The organism is Yoonia sp. (assembly GCF_036770585.1).
In the GTDB taxonomy this organism is placed as follows: domain Bacteria; phylum Pseudomonadota; class Alphaproteobacteria; order Rhodobacterales; family Rhodobacteraceae; genus Yoonia.
Map to the genome: position 1 here is coordinate 1 of NZ_DAIPIW010000058.1, position 16,557 is coordinate 16,557.

Here is a 16,557-nt window from a genome sequence, read left to right on the forward strand (position 1 = left end):
GTCCGTCCGGGGAAAGGGGAAGTCCGCTCAGCACACGATTTGTGCAACAGAGCCGACGTGATCCAGCATCCTAAAACTCCAATAAACACGGGCGTTAACCCACGATTCGCGCATCTCGGCCCGCAACGTCCACCGCGCGTTGCGTCACGCCCCCCAGACCTCGGCCGGATCGCGGGCCAGATCGGCGCAAGCTGCGTGGCGCGGGCACCCCGTCAGGTGGTTGTTGATCAGCCCCGTGGCCTCCATGAAGGCATAGACGATCGTCGGCCCGCAGAAGCGGAATCCGGCCTTTTTCAAATCCTTCGAGATCTGGGCCGAGAGTTTGCTTTGCGTCGGCATCTCGGCCCTCTCCGCCAGCGTCGTGCGCAGGGGCCGCCCGTCGACGTAGGTCCACAGGAACCGGTCAAACCCCTGATTTGCCTCGATTTCCAGATAGGCGCGCGCGTTACCGATGGTGGCCTCGATCTTGCCGCGATGGCGGATGATGCCAGCATCCCCCAGCAGCCGCGCCACATCCGCCTCGCCCCATTCCGCGATCACCGCAGGGTCGAACCCTGCGAAGGCCGCACGGAAATTCTCGCGCTTTTTCAGGATCGTGATCCACGACAACCCCGCCTGAAACCCGTCGAGGATCAGCTTTTCCCACAGCGCGCGGCTGTCATACTCGGGCACGCCCCATTCGGTGTCGTGGTAGGCGATATAGATCTGCTCGGGCCCTGCCCAGGGGCATCTTTCGCTCATGCTTTAACCACCCGTTAGCCGTTCCCCCGCAATGCTGCGCCCGACGATGAGGGACAGCCATGCAAAACACTACGCTGCGACAATACGACATGGAAGACCGCGCCTTGGGCGACCCACTTTCCTATGCGATGGCCAGCCGCGACAGGGACTTGATGCGCATCGTCGGCGATGCCCTTGCCGCAGGCCGCGCGCAGCTTGCCTTCCACCCTGTTTATTCAGCGGCAAATCAGGGGCAAATCGTCTGCCACGAAGGGCTGCTGCGCCTTAGTGACGCGCGCGGGCATATCATCCCTGCCGGTCACTTCATGCCGCTGGTCGAGGGGACGGGTCTTGCGCGGCAGCTCGACTGCGCATCCCTGCGGCTGGCCTTGCGGGAACTGGCGGTCCGGCCCGATCTGCGGCTGTCGATCAATGTCTCGGCGCGGTCCATCGGTGATGGGGAATGGCGCCGCGCGCTGGATCGCGGGCTGGCGGCGGGGACAGAGATAGGACCGCGCTTGATCCTTGAAATCAATGAAACTTCCGCGATGCTTCTGGCCGAAAACGTGATCCGCTTCATGCACGAGATGCAGCCTCTGGGGGTCTGCTTTGCGCTTGACGGCTTCGGCGCGGGTTTCACCGCCTTCCGGCATCTCAAGGATTTCTTCTTCGACATGGCCAAGATCGACAAAAGCTATGTCCGCAACATCGACAGCGACCCCGACAATCAGGTGCTGGCAGAGGCGCTGATCACCGTTGCCCATCAGTTCGACATGGTCGCCATCGCGGATGGCGTCGAAACCCGGGCCGAGGCCGAATTTCTCACAGGGATCGGTGTCGACGGTCTGCAGGGGTATCTCTTTGGCCGTCCGACCCTTGACCGGGCCTGATGTGCCACGGTCGCACCGTGACATCACCCAAGGTTGCGCCTGCTGCATAGGGGAATTGATTTGCCCCGATGCCCCTTCCAACGTATCAGGCCCCGAAAGCGGCAGCCCGGACTGTCTTGCGCCAGTCGCGCCAAGATGGCACCGTCCTGTCGGGAGCAAACCTGGAGGGGAGTCTTCATGACCAACGTCGTTATCGCATCCGCCGCCCGCACCGCTGTGGGCAGCTTTGGCGGATCATTCGCAAACACACCTGCCCATGACCTTGGGGCCGCCGTCCTCGAAGCGGTCGTCGCGCGCGCGGGCGTCGACAAGTCCGACGTCAGCGAAACCATTCTGGGTCAGGTGCTGACGGCGGCGCAGGGTCAGAACCCTGCGCGTCAGGCGCATATCAACGCAGGCCTTCCGAAAGAGGCCGCCGCCTGGGGCATCAACCAGGTCTGCGGGTCCGGCCTGCGGGCCGTGGCCCTGGGGGCGCAGCACATCATGCTGGGCGATGCCAGCATCGTTTGCGCGGGCGGTCAGGAAAACATGACCCTCAGCCCCCATGCCGCTGCGCTGCGCGCCGGGCACAAAATGGGTGACATGAAATATATCGACACGATGATCCGCGACGGCCTGTGGGACGCCTTCAACAACTACCACATGGGCCAGACGGCCGAGAACGTCGCCGAGCAGTGGCAGATCAGCCGCGACATCCAGGACGAATTCGCCGTCGCCAGCCAGAACAAGGCCGAGGCCGCGCAGAAGGCAGGCAAGTTCGCAGATGAGATCGTGCCGTTCACGATTTCCACGCGCAAAGGCGATATTGTCGTCGATCAGGACGAATACATCCGCCACGGCGCCACGATGGAGGCCATGCAGAAACTGCGCCCTGCTTTCACCAAGGACGGTTCGGTCACGGCTGCGAACGCATCCGGCCTGAACGACGGGGCCGCCGCAACCCTGCTGATGTCCGCGGATGAGGCTGAAAAGCGCGGGATCGAACCCTTGGCGCGTATCGCATCCTACGCGACCGCCGGGCTTGATCCATCGGTCATGGGCGTCGGCCCGATCTATGCCTCGCGCAAGGCGCTGGATAAGGCCGGCTGGTCCGTCGACGATCTGGACCTCGTCGAAGCGAATGAAGCCTTTGCCGCACAGGCCTGCGCCGTCAACAAAGAGATGGGCTGGGATCCGTCGATCGTGAACGTCAATGGCGGCGCGATTGCCATCGGTCACCCGATCGGCGCCTCTGGCTGCCGCGTTCTGAACACCCTGCTCTTCGAGATGAAGCGCCGTGGTGCAAAGAAAGGCCTTGCCACGCTCTGCATCGGCGGCGGCATGGGCGTCGCGCTCTGCGTCGAGCGTCCATAATTACCCAAGCAATATAGTTGCGCCCAACGCGGCGCAACTGTAACAAGATTACCAAATGAATTTCTGGGAGGAGAACCTATGACCCGTGTTGCACTTGTAACAGGCGGATCGCGCGGTATCGGCGCAGCCATTTCAACGGCCCTCAAGGATGCAGGCTACACCGTCGCCGCGACCTATGCCGGCAACGATGAAAAGGCCGCCGCCTTTACCGCCGAAACCGGCATCAAGACCTACAAATGGGATGTCGGCGATTACGACGCCTGTGCGACCGGCATCGCAAAGGTCGAGGCAGAGGTCGGTCCGGTCGAGGTTCTGGTCAATAACGCCGGCATCACCCGCGACGCGCCGTTTCACAAGATGACCCCCCAGCAGTGGAAAGAGGTCATCGACACCAACCTTTCCGGCGTCTTCAACATGACCCACCCCATCTGGCCGGGAATGCGCGAACGCAAGTTCGGCCGGATCATCACCATCAGCTCGATCAACGGGCAGAAGGGCCAGTTCGCGCAGGCCAATTATGCCGCCGCCAAGGCCGGTGATATCGGCTTTACCAAGGCGCTGGCGCAGGAGGGCGCGCGTGCGGGCATCACCGTGAACGTGATCGCCCCCGGTTACATCAACACCGAAATGATGAGCACGATCCCCGAAAAAGTGATGAACGAGGTGATCCTGCCGCAGATCCCCGTCGGACGTCTGGGCGAAGCCGCCGAGATCGCCCGCGCGGTCGTCTTCCTTGCCTCCGATGACGCGGGCTTCATCACCGGCGCGACGCTGTCGGCCAACGGTGGCCAGTACATGACCTAAGGCCTGACGGGCTTTGGGAAACGACAAAGGGCCGCGCCGTTCTGGCGTGGCCCTTTTCGTATGTGCGCATGATCCGCGGCTTAGTTGTGGCGGAAGATCATCCAGCGAAAGGCTTTGCGGATGGCCTCGCCGCGTTCCTTGTGTGCGCGGTCGAAACCTTCGCGGACGCGGGCGTTTGTTGTTGTCTCGAACATGGGTCTGATCCTTTGATTGCGGTGCCTGGCGGCGTTGTCTTGATGGGTCATATATGCGGTTTCACCTCGGCTCTGACAAACGAGTCTTTCTATTGCTTCAGTTAAGCTGTATTGAACTGAATTATGCCGGATAGATTGCCACCATTGACCGCACTACGTGCCTTTGAAGCTGCGGCGCGCCATATGTCATTTGCCAAGGCTGCGGCGGAACTGAACGTGACACCTGCCGCGTTATCATATCAAATCAAGACTTTAGAGGCTGATTTGGGCACGCCCGTTTTCCGCCGTCTCAATCGCGCGGTTGCCTTGACCGAGGCGGGACGCAGCCTTGCACCAGGCGCAAGGGACGCTTTCGCGACCTTGCAAGCTGCCTGGCGCAATGCAAAGCGCCTTAATGATAACGGCGTGCTGACCGTGACGGCTGGCCCCGCTTTCACATCGAAATGGCTGGCCCCGCGCATGTATGATTTCGCCCAAGCCCACCCCGAAATCGAGCTGCGCTTTCTTGCGACACTGCGCATCATCGACTTTGACCGCGACGAGGTCGATGTCGCGATCCGCTTTGGTCTGGGGCAGGAGAAGGATGTCTATTCCCGCTCTCTGATCGAAGAGTGGCTGACACCGATGATGTCGCCCGCGCTGGCCGAGAGGGTCGACTCGCCGGACAAGCTCGCAAAGGCGGTGCTGATCCATGATGAATCGATCAGTCCGTTCAAGACGCCGATGGGGTGGGGGGCCTGGGCCAAGGCTGCCGGCGTGACGCTGGACGAGACGCATGGGCCGCGCTTTTCGCAGGCCGACCATGCGCTTGATGCAGCCATCGCAGGCGCCGGGGTCGTGTTGGGGCGGGTCTCGTTGGCGACCCGCGCGCTCGAGGCGGGGCGTCTGGTTGCCCCTTTCGAGGTCGGGTTGATCTCGGATGCGCAGTTCCGCTTCATCTGTCCGCGTGGCAGCGAAAAGCGCCCCCATATCGCGGCTTTCGAGGCATGGGTCATGGATGAAATCAAATCGTCGCAGGGCTTTGCCGCGGGGCGACGTTTGATTCGCGCAAGCGATCTGCTTTGACGGCGCCCTGTAAATTCGCCGTCAAAGCGATGCGGTGAAATCAGTGGGCGCTGAGCCGGGTGATTTCTTCCTTCAGCAAAAGCTTTTCTTTCTTGAGTTTGGCAAGTTCGAGGTCATCCGATCCCGGACTGCGCTGCAAGATCTCGACGTGCTCCGAGAGGTGTTGATGTTTCTTCTTCAGTTCCTGCAAGTGCGAACTCAAGCTCATATGGTTACTCCTCTGGGTTAGATGCAGGTCGACTGCAGCATATTCCGCAGGACCTGTCACGCTGCAGGGCAGCAAACCCAGTCTGTCGGTAAAATATTACCGAAATCCTAATCCCAGACGGTCAAATCTGCCCCTTTTCGCAGCACATCCCGGATGACTTGTGTATAACTTTCGCGGTCACCGTCATGCGTCGCGCCCTCGTGCAGGACCAGCGGCGCGGTCATGCGGAAAGGGGCGCGGCCGTCCTGCCGTGCCATCAGCAAGAACAGGTCCGGCGGTTTGCCCGTGCGTCCCGCAATCGGACAGACGACAACAGACCCAAGCCGCCCCCTGATCCCGTCCAGCACCTCTGGCAGGCGTTCGATCCGCTGGATCAGCACCAGATGGCCCTTGGCCGCGATCCGCCTGATCCCGACGTCCAGCCATGTGGCCAAGGGCGTGCAGCCGCCAAGCGCGATGTCGCGCCCTGCATCCGCGGCCTCGGTCCCGTTCCGGCGGTCGAAGTAGGGCGGGTTCATGATGACGAATGAAAACTGCCGCTGGCGCAGATCGTCGGGCAGGGCGGCAAGATCGGCCGCGACCACGGCCACGTCAGCCTTGTTTTCGCGGGCATTCCGGCGCGCGAGATCGGCATATTGGGGCTGCACCTCGACCCCAGTTACGGCAACTCCGGTCACCCGCGCCGCAAGGCACAGCGCCGCGGTGCCGACCCCGCATCCCAGTTCCAGAACCGTATCGCCCGCCCGCGCCGGCACCGCCGCCGCCAGCAGGACCGGATCGACCCCCGCCCGATAGCCCTTGCGCGGTTGCCAGACATGCAGGCGACCCCCGAGAAAGGCATCCTGGGTCAGCTCGTCAGTCACGGCCCAGATCGATCTCGGCGTCGCGCATCACGGCCTCGGCCATGAACAAATCGCGGTCCATCACCATCAGGCGGCGCGGCATTATACCGATGCTGCCTTCCAGGACGCTCATGTTTACGTCGAAAGTGAACCAGTCTATACCCTCGCTGTCCAAAAGGGCGGTTGCAAAGGCGATCACGGTCGGGTCGTTGGTGCGCAGAAGCTCTTTCATGAAACCAGACCTAAGATGCGGCTGCGGCCTTGTCTATCAAATGACGGAAACTTGCATGAGCCTTGACGCTGCCGCCACCAAACCGCACGAACAGCTTGCCGCGGCACTGGCGGATGATCTGACGGCTGTGAACGCCCTGATCCGCGCGCGGATGGCGTCCGAACATGCCCCGCGCATCCCCGAAGTGACCGCCCATCTGGTCGAGGCCGGTGGCAAGCGCCTGCGCCCCATGCTGACCCTCGCTGCGGCGCGGATGTGCGGCTATGACGGCCCCTACCATGTGCATCTGGCCGCCACGGTGGAATTCATTCACACCGCGACCCTGCTGCACGATGACGTGGTTGACGAAAGCAAGCAAAGGCGCGGTCGCCCGACGGCGAACCTGCTGTGGGACAATACTTCCAGCGTGCTGGTCGGCGATTACCTTTTCGCGCGGTCGTTCCAGTTGATGGTCGAGACCGGCTCGCTGCGGGTTCTCGACATCCTCGCCAATGCCGCCGCCACCATTGCCGAGGGCGAGGTGCTGCAACTGACCGCCGCCAGCGATCTGGCGACGACCGAAGAGACCTACCTGAAGGTCGTGCGCGGCAAGACGGCGGCGCTGTTTTCCGCGGCGATGGAGGTCGGCGGCGAAATCGCGGGGCAGGATGCGGCGACCAAGCAGGCGCTGTTCGACTATGGCGACGCGTTGGGCATTTCCTTTCAGATCGTCGACGATCTGCTGGACTATGGCGGGACCAAGGCGATCGGCAAGAACCTTGGCGACGACTTCCGCGAGCGGAAGCTGACCATGCCCGTCATCCGCGCCGTGGCCAAGGCTGACGCCGGGGAACGCGCCTTTTGGGACCGCACCATCGGCAAAGGGCGTCAGGAAGAGGGCGATCTGGAACAGGCCATGGCCCTGCTTGCCAAGCACGGCACGATGGAAAGCACACGGGATGACGCACTGGCATGGGCCGAAAAGGCGAAAGCAGCACTTGGTCAGGTGCCGGACCATGCCCTGAAGCAAATGCTGATCGACCTTGCCGATTACGTCGTCGCGCGGATCACCTGAGGGTCACGCGCGCTCTTTGGCCGTCCGTCGTCGCGAGCCAAGCAGAACCCCGGCAGAGATCGCAAAAAGCAGCACCGGAAACGTGCGCGCATAGGGCCCCGACAGCAGGCTGTAGACCGCAAGTGTCGAGATCACGCAAAAGAACGCGGCAAGGTAGGGATCATCCGCCTTGCGGAAAATCGCGCAGGTCCGGAACCACAGATAGGCACCGCAGCCAAGCGCAAAGGTCCCCAAGGGAATGCCGAACCAGAGCCATGCATCCAAGATGATGTTGTGCGCGCTGCCATGGGTGAAGCCGGGCAACTCTTTATGCGGCAAGGCACCATAGCCAAGCAGCGGCTGCTCGACGATAAAGGACATGGTCAGCTTCCACAGCGTCAGACGCCCTGACGACATCGCGTCGACGTTCCCTTGGCTGAGTTTGGCATCAATCCGCGGGAGGATCCCGTATGAGGTCGATGGCAGGTAGAGAAAGACCGAAATCACCCCCCCGACAGCGACACATGCCAAAGCGATGGCAAGCCGTTTCGTGTTCCGGGTTTTCGACAGTGCCAGAACCGCACCAAAGCTGACCGCCAATGCGATAAGCCCGCCGCGAGACCCGCTCCAGAAAAGTGTCGTCGAGGCGACGATGATCAAAAGCAGCAATGCAGGGTGAAACCTGTCATCCTCTTTGCTGGTCGCCAGACGGATGACCAGCAGGGACAGGGCGATCGATGAAATCCAGCCAAGCGCACGCGGGTTTTCGTAGGCGTAGAGCATGTTGGCAGCCCCGCGCCAGCCGACAATCTCGGCGAACCGGTCCGTGTCGACGAGAACCAGCACCATCGGCAGGGCCGTGAAGATCAGCCCGTATGACAGGATCCGAAAGGTCCTTTCGGGCGTCAGAACACCGTCCCTGACCATCACGTAGATCACCGTCCCCGCCAAAGCCGCCCCAAGCCATGACGACAGCCCATAGACGGGATAGAACCAATCTGTGCTCATGATCAGCGACAGGATCAGGGCATAGCCGAAGAAACCGAGGATTGCCCAAAAGAACCGCCTTTCCCCGTTCGAAAACAGCTGCGTCTTCACAATGGCCATCAGCGGGATTGTCGTGAAAAGAAAGCTTCCCATGGTCATCGTCATGGTCCAGTTGATCTCGCGCCATTTCACGATCACGAAGTCCACGATGGGCGTGACGAACATGCTGACGGGAACAAACCAGAGAATGATGACGCTGAGCATCGTCAGCAGTTTGTAGCGGTCTTCGGGTCGCGAACTGAACATTCTCGAAGAGCACCTCGAAACATGGCCGGACATGGTCCGGGCGGAACAACTGCCGGCCAGAGGATCTTTGTCATCGGGTCGGCTGCGCGACCATACACCCTGCAAGGCACCGGGAAAGCCACGAAATTCCCGGCAAACGCGAAAATCGCGTCTGCGCGCCAGCAGCCGCTATTGTCTGCAGGTTCAGGTCACATAGGTCGGATGGAACAGACCGCCCGGCGATTGCGTGAAGATCTCGCAGCCATCGGCGGTGATCCCGACAGAGTGTTCGAATTGCGCCGAAAGTGACTTGTCTCGGGTCACCGCCGTCCAGTCGTCGGCCAGCACCTTGGTTTCGGGGCGGCCGAGGTTGATCATCGGCTCGATGGTGAAGAACATGCCCTCTTCCAGACGCGCACCCGAGCCCGGGCGCCCGTAGTGCAGCACATTGGGCGGGGCGTGAAACACGCGGCCCAACCCATGCCCGCAGAAATCGCGGACAACGGACATGCGCTGGCTTTCGGCATAAAGCTGGATCGCATAGCCGATGTCACCGAAGGTATTGCCGGGCTTGGCGGCCTCGATCCCCTTCATCAGGGCATCATGTGTGACCTCGATCAGCCGCTCGGCCTTGCGGCTTGGCTTGCCGGCCACATACATCCGGCTGGTATCGCCATACCAGCCATCGACGATGACGGTCACGTCGATGTTCAGGATATCCCCGTCCTTGAGAACCTTGTCCCCGGGGATGCCATGGCAGACCACATGATTGACCGAAATGCAGCTGGCATGTTGATAGCCCTTGTAGCCGATGGTCGCCGATATCGCGCCTGCATCACTGACCCATCGGGTGATCAGGCGGTCAAGCTCGCCGGTGGTCTGACCGGGGAAAACATGGGCCGCGATATCGTCGAGGATCCGCGCCGCAAGCGCACCCGCCTTCGCCATGCCGGGGTAGTCGGCAGGCTGATAGATGCGGATACCATCTTTGGTCAGGTGGGCTTGCTGCATTTTCAACGTCTCGTTCCTTGCGTGCTTCTTCGCCACATAGGTGAAAACGCGGGGAAGTTCTAGGCCCGGAACCCAAGCGGTTCGCCCAATGTGATCGCATGTGGGCTGATCCGGCAGGCCTGCGCCAGCACCCGGACGCCCGCCCTTTGGGCGCGATCGAAGGCGGCGCGGTAGGCGGGGTCGATATCCGATGCCAGTGTGACGGCTGTGCAGTCGGTCCGCTGCACCAGATAGAACATGACCGCATGCTGCCCTGCGGCGGCCATCGCGGCAAGGTCGTCCAGATGCTTGGCCCCGCGCGCGGTCACGCTGTCGGGAAATTCGGCAAGGCCCGCCTGCCGCGAGAGAGTGACGCTCTTGACCTCGACGTAAGTGTCGGGCCCGTCGCCGCTGAGCAGGAAATCAATGCGGCTGTTCTGGCCGTATTTCACCTCGGGGCGGACCAGATCATAGGGCGGCAGGCCGGGCACCTGATGGGCGATCAGCGCGGCCCTGAGCGCGCGATTGGGAACGGATGTATCGACTCCCGTGAAATGCCCGTTTTCATGATCGACCAGCCGCCAGCCGAACCGCAGCTTCTTGTTGGGATCGTCATTCGCTTCCAGCCAGACCTTCGTCCCCGGTTCCGCCAGACCCATCATGCTGCCGGGATTGGCGCAATGGGCCGTCACCTCGCGCCCGTCGTCAAGCCGGACATCGGCCAGAAACCGTTTGTAGCGTTTGATCAGGCGGGCGGGGACAAGGGGCGTGGCAAATTCCATACCTGCCCTATAACGTCTTGAAACAGTCAGGAGAACAGCCAATGGCAAACCCTACCGCCGCGATGCTAGTGATCGGGGACGAGATCCTCTCGGGCCGGACGCGCGACGCGAACATGCATTATCTGGCAGGGCAGTTGACCACGCGCGGGATCGACCTGAAAGAGGTGCGGGTGGTCAGCGACGATCGCGACGCCATCGTCGCGGCGGTCAAGGCCTTGTCGGCGGGCTATGCCCATGTCTTCACCAGTGGCGGGATCGGGCCGACCCATGACGATATCACCGCCGACAGCATCGCTGCGGCCTTTGGTGTGGGGATCGGCGTTCGCGATGATGCGCGGGCGCTGTTGCAGGCCCATTACGCGCGCGCGGGGCAGGTACTGAACGAGGCCCGCCTGCGCATGGCACGCATTCCTGACGGGGCGACGCTGATCGAGAACCCCGTCAGCACCGCGCCGGGGTTCACGCTGGGAAACGTGCACGTTCTGGCCGGTGTGCCAAGCGTGTTTCAGGCGATGGTCGCCAGCATCCTGCCGATGCTGACCGGCGGGGCGCCCTTGCTGTCACGCACGCTCTGCCTGATGCGCGGCGAGGGGGATCTGGCCGGACCTCTGGGCACATTCGCGGCGAACCATCCGTCACTGTCCGTCGGCTCTTATCCGTTCCAGAAGGATGGCATCTATGGGTCCAATATCGTGGTCCGGGGGATGGACGCGGGCGAACTGGACGCGGCGATGACCGAACTTGAAAGGCTTCTTGCCGCATGACCCTGCCCTCGGCCCGCAAGCTTTATGCCGTGATCGACGGCACATGGCCTTCCTTGGCCAAGCGGGCGGTCGGGCCCTGGACGATCCGCATCGATGGCAAGGGCGGCAGCCGCGTCTCGGCGGCGACGGTGGAAGCCGCGTTCGGCGAGGCGGACATCGCAACGGCCGAGGACGCCATGCGCGAGGTCGGGCAGACCCCGCTTTTCATGATCCGCGAAGGGGATGCCGGGCTGGATGCCATGCTGGCCGCGCGCGGATATGTCATCAAGGATCCGGTGAACCTCTACGCGGCCCCCGTCGCCAGGATCGCGACCACGCGCCCGCCGCCCATCACCAGTTTCGAGGTCTGGCCGCCACTGGCCGTCCAGACCGAGATCTGGGCCGCCGGCGGGATCGGGCCGGGGCGGATCGATGTGATGGACCGCGCGCGCCCCCCCAAGACGACCCTGCTGGGCCGCATCGATGACCGGCCTGCGGGCACGGTGTTTGTCGGGATCGCTGCCGATTGCGCGATGATCCACGCGCTGGAAATCGCCACAGACCACCGGCGCAAGGGGCTGGCCCGCCATCTGACGCAAGCGGCGGCCTTTTGGGCGCAGGACAACGGTGCGGCGTTCCTGACGCTGGTCACGACGCAGGCGAATGCGGGGGCGAATACGCTCTACTCTTCACTCGGGATGACGCTTGTGGGACAGTATCACTATCGGATCCTGCCGGAGTAAGACATTGACCGACCAACCGACCGCCCTTGATCTGCCCATGGTGGATCCCCTGCCGGAGGCGACGCAGAAGTACTTTGACATCTGTCAGGACAAGCTGGGGATGGTACCGAATGTGCTGCGTGCCTATGCCTTTGATATCGCCAAGCTGAATGCCTTTACCGCGCTCTATAACGACATCATGCTGGGCGAGAGCGGGCTGTCGAAACTGGAACGCGAGATGATCGCGGTGACGGTCTCGTCCATCAACAAATGCTACTACTGCCTGACCGCGCATGGGGCGGCGGTGCGGCAACTGTCCGGTGATCCGAAACTGGGCGAGATGCTGGTGATGAACTGGCGCGTTGCACCGCTGGATGCCCGGCAAAGGGCGATGCTGGACTTCGCCGAGATGATGACCGTCGCCAGCGCCAGGATCACCGACGACGACCGGCAGGCCCTGCGCGATGTAGGGTTCTCGGACCGCGACATCTGGGACATCGCCGCAACGGCGGGTTTCTACAACATGAGCAACCGGATCGCCTCGGCCACCGATATGCGGCCCAACGATGAATACCACGCGCAGGCCAGATGATCCTGCGCGCAACTGTCATTTGTCTGGCCATGGCGGGGCCGGCCTGGGCGCAAAGCCTGCAGTTCCCCTCGAACGCGACGTTGACGCGCGAGGATGTCGTGGCGCTCGACAGCTACGCTGTGCCCACCGATATCTGGGCCGACGGGGAATTGCCCTTGCAGGTCGTGGAAGGGCAGGTGACGCGGCAGGCGTGGCGGATCGCGGCGCCGTCACTGACCACGCTGCAAATCCTGCGCCCCCTGCGCGAGCAATTGCGCAATGACCGTTTCCGCGTGATCTTCGAATGCCAGACCGAGGCCTGCGGCGGCTTCGATTTCCGGTTTTCCATCGCGACCTTTCCGCCGCCGGAAATGCGGATCAACATCGGTGATTTCCGCTTTCTGGCCTCTGAACGGCAGGGTAGCGAGGGGATGGAGTATCTGACGCTCTTTGTCAGCCGCACCGCGCAGGCGGGATTTGTCGAGATCACCTATGTCGCACCGGCAGCGCTGGAGACAGCGCCGATCGCGGACGCCGCAGCGACGCCGTTGCGCGCGCTGGGCAGCATCCCGGATGCCGCGCTGGCAGATCAGCTGGATACGGTCGGGCACAGTATCCTTGCGGATTTGGCCTTTGACACCGGTTCGGCCCAGTTGGGTGCGGGGCCCTTTGTCTCGCTTCAGGCGCTGGCGGATTACCTTGCTGATTTCCCTGACCGCAGGATTGCCCTTGTCGGGCATACGGATTCGTCCGGGTCGCTGGAGGCGAACATCGCCTTGTCGAAACGGCGGGCGGGTTCGGTGCTGGAACGTCTGGTCGCCGTCCATGGTGTGCCGCGCCGCCAGTTGGAAGCGCAAGGCATGGGCTATCTGTCCCCGATCGCCAGCAACCTGACCCAAGAGGGACGCGAGGCGAACCGGCGCGTCGAGGTGATCGTCACATCGACCCGGTAGCGGTCACGCCGCCAAACCCGGCATGGCGAAGACCAGTTGCGCGCGTCCGTCCTGCTTGGCGCGATAGAGCGCCTTGTCCGCCCGTGCGAAAATGTCCTTGACCTGCTCGCCCGGTGTGCCGATCGCCGCCCCGACCGATAGCGTGACCGACAGCGGAAACCCGTCATCATCATGAAAGGTGATGGGACGGGTCAAGCGTTCGCCGATGATGCGTGCCTGACCGCGTGTCGTGGCCCGCAGGTAGACGGCGAATTCCTCGCCCCCGATCCGGCCGACCACGTCCTCCCTGCGGACGCCGCGCGCGATGGAATGGGCGATAGACTGCAGACACCTGTCGCCAACACTGTGTCCATAGGTGTCGTTGATCGCCTTGAAGTGATCCGCGTCGATCACCAGCAGCACACCCCGCCCGTCGATGGCCCGCAGCCTGTCGATCGCGTCGAAGAACGACCGGCGGTTGTTCAGTCCGGTCAGAGGGTCTTTACGTGACAACCGCGACAGTTTCCGCTGCAACCTGACCTGAAAGACGGTGACAGCCAGAAAGAAGGCGATGAAAGGTCCGCCGACGAACAGCCCGTGGGCGATGTAGTAGGTCAGGCTTTGTGTGGTGCGCCCCGACACGATATCGAAAAAGACATTGGCCAGCATGACCATCGACAGAAACAACATGAACCGGGCCAGGAAACCCGGCACGCCGTGTGGCGCCAGCGCCTTCATCAACCAGTTGAACATCGTCCTGCACCTCGCAAGGGCAGGTTAGTCCGCAAGGAATTGCAATTCGCTTAATGCAGGGGCGGTAGGGTGCCGATTACCAGCGATCAGGGCCTTTATCGTCGAAGGCATGCACCAGAAAATCGATAAAAGCCCTGACTTTCGGCTGCGTGAACCGGCCCGGGGGGTAGACGGAATAGATGCCTTTGGCTTCCAGCGGCAGATCGGGGATCACGTCCATGACCAGACCCTGTTCCATCGCATCGGCATAAAGGAAGCTGGGCAGATAGGCGATGCCGAGCCCGCTGATACAGGCGTTCAGCAATGATTGACCATCATTCACCGTCAGCCAGCCCGCCGTGCGGACCTGACGCTTTTCGCCCGAGGGTGCCGTCAGTTTCCAGACGGCGGCATTCGCCTGATTGGAATAATGCAGCAGCTTGTGCTCGTTCAGGTCGTCGATCTTTTCGGGGCGACCGTAGCGTTTGAAGTAGTCCGGACTTGCGATCATCCGGTAGTTGGTCTCGGTCAGCTTGCGCGCGCGCAGCGTGTTGTCTTCCAGCTCGCCGATGCGGACGGCCATGTCGAAGCCTTCCGAGATCAGTTCCACAAAGCGGTTGTTCAGCACCATGTTCACGGTGATGTCGGGGTATTCGTTCAGGAAATCACCCAAGATCGGCGACATCAGGTTGACGCCGAAATCCGTGGCGACGCTAATCCTGAGCAGGCCAGAGGGTGCGGATTGCATGGACGAAACCAGCGCATCCGCCTCGCCCGCGTCATTCAGGACGCGGCGGGCACGGTCGTAATAGGCCAGACCGATCTCGGTCGGGCTGACACGGCGTGTCGTCCGGTTCAGGAGGCGCGCACCCAGACGCGCCTCGAGCGACGAGACATGTTTCGAGACAGCCGATTTGGAGATGCCCATCTTCTTCGCGGCATCCGTAAAGCCACCCTGGTCTACCACCGTGGCAAAGGCTTCCATTTCGGTCAGGCGATCCATGCAAAATTCCAAAGAGACAAATTCGCGTTTGTCATCGGTGACAGGCAATTCAGGCAGGAATGGGACGAATGCCTGACAATACAGGGGTATGAATCGGTTTGGTGCCTGTGTGGAAACAGAGAAAGACGCGCTGGGCGCTTTTAAAGTGTAATTATATCAGGGCGTTACAGGCCAGCGGCCAAGCGTGTCCCCTGATCGATTGCCTGTTTGGCATCCAGTTCCGCGGCGACATCCGCACCACCGATCACATGCACGGCTTTGCCGGTGTCAGCCAGCGCGTCAGCCAGCGACCTTTCGGGCAGTTGCCCGGCGCACAGCACGATCGTATCGGCGGGAATAAGCGTCGGATTCTCGCGTGCCTCGCCATAGCTGACATGCAGACCCTCGGCGTCGATGCGTTCGTAGTTCACGCCGCCGATCATCTTGACGCCCTTCATTTGCAGGCCGGCACGGTGGATCCAGCCGGTGGTCTTGCCAAGCCGTTTGCCCAGTTTCTCGGCCTTGCGCTGCAAGAGCGTGACCTGCCGCGCAGGCGCATCCGGCTGGGGGCCTTCGGGGCGCAAGCCGCCGCGCGTTTCCGCCGGATCACCGACGCCCCATTCGGCAAGCCATGCGGTAAGGTTCTCGGTCGGGCTTTCGTCCGTCACCAGATATTCGGACACGTCAAAGCCGATCCCGCCCGCGCCGATCACGGCAACGCGCTTGCCGACCGCCGCCTTGCCGCGCAGGACGTCGATGTAGGACAGCACGTTCGGGCCGTCCTGACCGGGGATGCCCGGGTCGCGGGGGATGACGCCTGTGGCGATGATGACCTCGTCGAAATCCGACAGCATTTGGGGTGTTGCGACCGTGTTCAACCGCACGTCAATGCCGGCGCCTTGCACCATCGTGCGGTAGTAATCGACCAGCCCGTGGAATTCCTCTTTGCCGGGGACCTGCTTGGCCATGTTGAGCTGGCCGCCGATCTCGGGTGCCTTGTCGAAAAGCACGACCCGGTGTCCGCGCTCGGCGGCGGTCAGGGCAGCCGCGAGACCCGCAGGGCCAGCACCGACAACGGCGATGGACTTGGGGGTCTCTGCCCGCGTGATGGTGATTTCGGTTTCGTGACAGGCGCGGGGGTTCACAAGGCAGGATGACAGTTTGCCGCTGAAGGTGTGGTCGAGACAGGCCTGATTGCAGGCGATGCAGGGGGCGATATGGTCGGATTTGCCCGCCATCGCCTTGGCGACGAAATGGCTGTCGGCAAGAAAGGGCCGCGCCATCGAGACCATGTCGGCGCAGCCATCGGCCAGCACCGCCTCGCCCACCTCGGGGGTGTTGATCCGGTTCGAGGTGATGACGGGGATGCCGACCTCGCCCATCAGCTTTTTCGTGACCCAGGTAAAGGCGCGGCGGGGAACGGAGGTGGCGATGGTGGGGATGCGCGCCTCGTGCCAGCCGATGCCGGTATTCAGGATCGTGGCGCCTGC

Annotated in this window: 19 protein-coding genes; 9 read left to right on the forward strand and 10 right to left on the reverse strand. The window is 62.4% G+C overall.

The features are described 5' to 3' along the window. Nucleotides 1–144: 144 nt before the first annotated feature. A complete protein-coding gene (locus V7N12_RS10520; protein ID WP_333714494.1) occupies nt 145–741 on the reverse strand; it encodes a DNA-3-methyladenine glycosylase I in 597 nt (198 codons plus the stop codon). A gap of 59 nt (nt 742–800) precedes the next feature. Between V7N12_RS10520 and V7N12_RS10525 the strand changes: the two genes are divergently transcribed. From V7N12_RS10525 to V7N12_RS10540, 4 genes are all read left to right on the forward strand, one after another. Next, on the forward strand, nt 801–1,610 hold the full coding sequence (locus V7N12_RS10525) for an EAL domain-containing protein (protein WP_333714495.1): 810 nt from the start codon (nt 801–803) through the stop codon (nt 1,608–1,610). A gap of 177 nt (nt 1,611–1,787) precedes the next feature. Further along, nucleotides 1,788–2,963, forward strand: coding sequence for an acetyl-CoA C-acetyltransferase (locus V7N12_RS10530; protein ID WP_333714496.1), 1,176 nt, complete (start codon nt 1,788–1,790; stop codon nt 2,961–2,963). A 78-nt stretch (nt 2,964–3,041) separates the two neighbouring features. After that, a complete protein-coding gene (gene phbB, locus V7N12_RS10535; protein WP_333714497.1) occupies nt 3,042–3,767 on the forward strand; it encodes an acetoacetyl-CoA reductase in 726 nt (241 codons plus the stop codon). Nucleotides 3,768–4,084: 317 nt separating this feature from the next. After that, nucleotides 4,085–5,026, forward strand: coding sequence for a transcriptional regulator GcvA (locus tag V7N12_RS10540; protein ID WP_333714498.1), 942 nt, complete (start codon nt 4,085–4,087; stop codon nt 5,024–5,026). 40 nt (nt 5,027–5,066) lie between these two features. On the opposite strand, the gene V7N12_RS10545 is transcribed toward V7N12_RS10540, so the two are convergent. The 3 genes from V7N12_RS10545 to V7N12_RS10555 all read right to left on the reverse strand — a co-directional run bounded on the left by V7N12_RS10545 (nt 5,067) and on the right by V7N12_RS10555 (nt 6,308). After that, on the reverse strand, nt 5,067–5,234 hold the full coding sequence (locus V7N12_RS10545) for a DUF465 domain-containing protein (protein ID WP_333714499.1): 168 nt from the start codon (nt 5,232–5,234) through the stop codon (nt 5,067–5,069). A 107-nt stretch (nt 5,235–5,341) separates the two neighbouring features. Next, nucleotides 5,342–6,097, reverse strand: coding sequence for a tRNA1(Val) (adenine(37)-N6)-methyltransferase (locus V7N12_RS10550; RefSeq protein WP_333714500.1), 756 nt, complete (start codon nt 6,095–6,097; stop codon nt 5,342–5,344). Continuing rightward, entirely contained in the window at nt 6,090–6,308 is a 219-nt protein-coding gene (locus V7N12_RS10555; RefSeq protein ID WP_090210544.1) for a putative signal transducing protein, read from the reverse strand. The genes V7N12_RS10550 and V7N12_RS10555 overlap by 8 nt, the downstream gene beginning before the upstream one ends. A 55-nt stretch (nt 6,309–6,363) precedes the next feature. Here V7N12_RS10555 and V7N12_RS10560 point away from each other — a divergent pair, with 55 nt between their 5' ends. Further along, nucleotides 6,364–7,362, forward strand: a complete 999-nt coding sequence (locus tag V7N12_RS10560) for a polyprenyl synthetase family protein (RefSeq protein ID WP_333714501.1) — start codon at nt 6,364–6,366, stop codon at nt 7,360–7,362. 3 nt (nt 7,363–7,365) lie between these two features. Here the strand turns inward: V7N12_RS10560 and V7N12_RS10565 are convergent, their stop codons facing one another. The 3 genes from V7N12_RS10565 to sfsA all read right to left on the reverse strand — a co-directional run bounded on the left by V7N12_RS10565 (nt 7,366) and on the right by sfsA (nt 10,385). Beyond that, nucleotides 7,366–8,634, reverse strand: a complete 1,269-nt coding sequence (locus V7N12_RS10565) for an O-antigen ligase family protein (protein ID WP_333714502.1) — start codon at nt 8,632–8,634, stop codon at nt 7,366–7,368. A 183-nt stretch (nt 8,635–8,817) separates the two neighbouring features. Then, a complete protein-coding gene (gene map, locus V7N12_RS10570) occupies nt 8,818–9,624 on the reverse strand; it encodes a type I methionyl aminopeptidase (protein WP_333714503.1) in 807 nt (268 codons plus the stop codon). A gap of 59 nt (nt 9,625–9,683) precedes the next feature. Next, on the reverse strand, nt 9,684–10,385 hold the full coding sequence (gene sfsA, locus V7N12_RS10575; RefSeq protein ID WP_333714504.1) for a DNA/RNA nuclease SfsA: 702 nt from the start codon (nt 10,383–10,385) through the stop codon (nt 9,684–9,686). A gap of 41 nt (nt 10,386–10,426) precedes the next feature. Between sfsA and V7N12_RS10580 the strand changes: the two genes are divergently transcribed. The 4 genes from V7N12_RS10580 to V7N12_RS10595 are packed head-to-tail and all read left to right on the forward strand — an operon-like array spanning nt 10,427 to nt 13,374. Next, nucleotides 10,427–11,149: a competence/damage-inducible protein A gene (locus V7N12_RS10580; RefSeq protein WP_333714505.1), complete on the forward strand. Its 723-nt coding sequence runs from the start codon at nt 10,427–10,429 to the stop codon at nt 11,147–11,149. After that, a complete protein-coding gene (locus V7N12_RS10585) occupies nt 11,146–11,871 on the forward strand; it encodes a GNAT family N-acetyltransferase (RefSeq protein WP_333714506.1) in 726 nt (241 codons plus the stop codon). Before V7N12_RS10580 ends, V7N12_RS10585 begins: the two co-directional genes overlap by 4 nt. A gap of 4 nt (nt 11,872–11,875) precedes the next feature. Continuing rightward, the gene (locus tag V7N12_RS10590) at nt 11,876–12,442 is read left to right on the forward strand and encodes a peroxidase-related enzyme (protein WP_333714507.1); all 567 of its coding nucleotides are present in this window, start codon (nt 11,876–11,878) and stop codon (nt 12,440–12,442) included. Next, nucleotides 12,439–13,374, forward strand: a complete 936-nt coding sequence (locus V7N12_RS10595) for an OmpA family protein (protein ID WP_333714508.1) — start codon at nt 12,439–12,441, stop codon at nt 13,372–13,374. Before V7N12_RS10590 ends, V7N12_RS10595 begins: the two co-directional genes overlap by 4 nt. Nucleotides 13,375–13,377: 3 nt before the next feature. On the opposite strand, the gene V7N12_RS10600 is transcribed toward V7N12_RS10595, so the two are convergent. From V7N12_RS10600 to V7N12_RS10610, 3 genes are all read right to left on the reverse strand, one after another. Beyond that, nucleotides 13,378–14,106: a GGDEF domain-containing protein gene (locus V7N12_RS10600; protein WP_333714509.1), complete on the reverse strand. Its 729-nt coding sequence runs from the start codon at nt 14,104–14,106 to the stop codon at nt 13,378–13,380. A 76-nt stretch (nt 14,107–14,182) separates the two neighbouring features. Continuing rightward, nucleotides 14,183–15,088: a LysR family transcriptional regulator gene (locus tag V7N12_RS10605; RefSeq protein WP_333714510.1), complete on the reverse strand. Its 906-nt coding sequence runs from the start codon at nt 15,086–15,088 to the stop codon at nt 14,183–14,185. 164 nt (nt 15,089–15,252) lie between these two features. After that, nucleotides 15,253–16,557: FAD-dependent oxidoreductase (locus tag V7N12_RS10610; RefSeq protein WP_333714511.1), on the reverse strand; the 1,305-nt coding region annotated here is incomplete at its 5' end.

Coding starts and splice junctions, on each gene's coding strand:
- V7N12_RS10520 (WP_333714494.1), bottom strand. CDS start 741: ATGAGCGAAAGATGCCCCTGGGCAGGGCCCGAGCAGATCTATATCGCC.
- V7N12_RS10525 (WP_333714495.1), top strand. CDS start 801: ATGCAAAACACTACGCTGCGACAATACGACATGGAAGACCGCGCCTTG.
- V7N12_RS10530 (WP_333714496.1), top strand. CDS start 1,788: ATGACCAACGTCGTTATCGCATCCGCCGCCCGCACCGCTGTGGGCAGC.
- phbB (WP_333714497.1), top strand. CDS start 3,042: ATGACCCGTGTTGCACTTGTAACAGGCGGATCGCGCGGTATCGGCGCA.
- V7N12_RS10540 (WP_333714498.1), top strand. CDS start 4,085: ATGCCGGATAGATTGCCACCATTGACCGCACTACGTGCCTTTGAAGCT.
- V7N12_RS10545 (WP_333714499.1), bottom strand. CDS start 5,234: ATGAGCTTGAGTTCGCACTTGCAGGAACTGAAGAAGAAACATCAACAC.
- V7N12_RS10555 (WP_090210544.1), bottom strand. CDS start 6,308: ATGAAAGAGCTTCTGCGCACCAACGACCCGACCGTGATCGCCTTTGCA.
- V7N12_RS10560 (WP_333714501.1), top strand. CDS start 6,364: ATGAGCCTTGACGCTGCCGCCACCAAACCGCACGAACAGCTTGCCGCG.
- V7N12_RS10565 (WP_333714502.1), bottom strand. CDS start 8,634: ATGTTCAGTTCGCGACCCGAAGACCGCTACAAACTGCTGACGATGCTC.
- map (WP_333714503.1), bottom strand. CDS start 9,624: ATGCAGCAAGCCCACCTGACCAAAGATGGTATCCGCATCTATCAGCCT.
- sfsA (WP_333714504.1), bottom strand. CDS start 10,385: ATGGAATTTGCCACGCCCCTTGTCCCCGCCCGCCTGATCAAACGCTAC.
- V7N12_RS10580 (WP_333714505.1), top strand. CDS start 10,427: ATGGCAAACCCTACCGCCGCGATGCTAGTGATCGGGGACGAGATCCTC.
- V7N12_RS10585 (WP_333714506.1), top strand. CDS start 11,146: ATGACCCTGCCCTCGGCCCGCAAGCTTTATGCCGTGATCGACGGCACA.
- V7N12_RS10595 (WP_333714508.1), top strand. CDS start 12,439: ATGATCCTGCGCGCAACTGTCATTTGTCTGGCCATGGCGGGGCCGGCC.
- V7N12_RS10600 (WP_333714509.1), bottom strand. CDS start 14,106: ATGTTCAACTGGTTGATGAAGGCGCTGGCGCCACACGGCGTGCCGGGT.
- V7N12_RS10605 (WP_333714510.1), bottom strand. CDS start 15,088: ATGGATCGCCTGACCGAAATGGAAGCCTTTGCCACGGTGGTAGACCAG.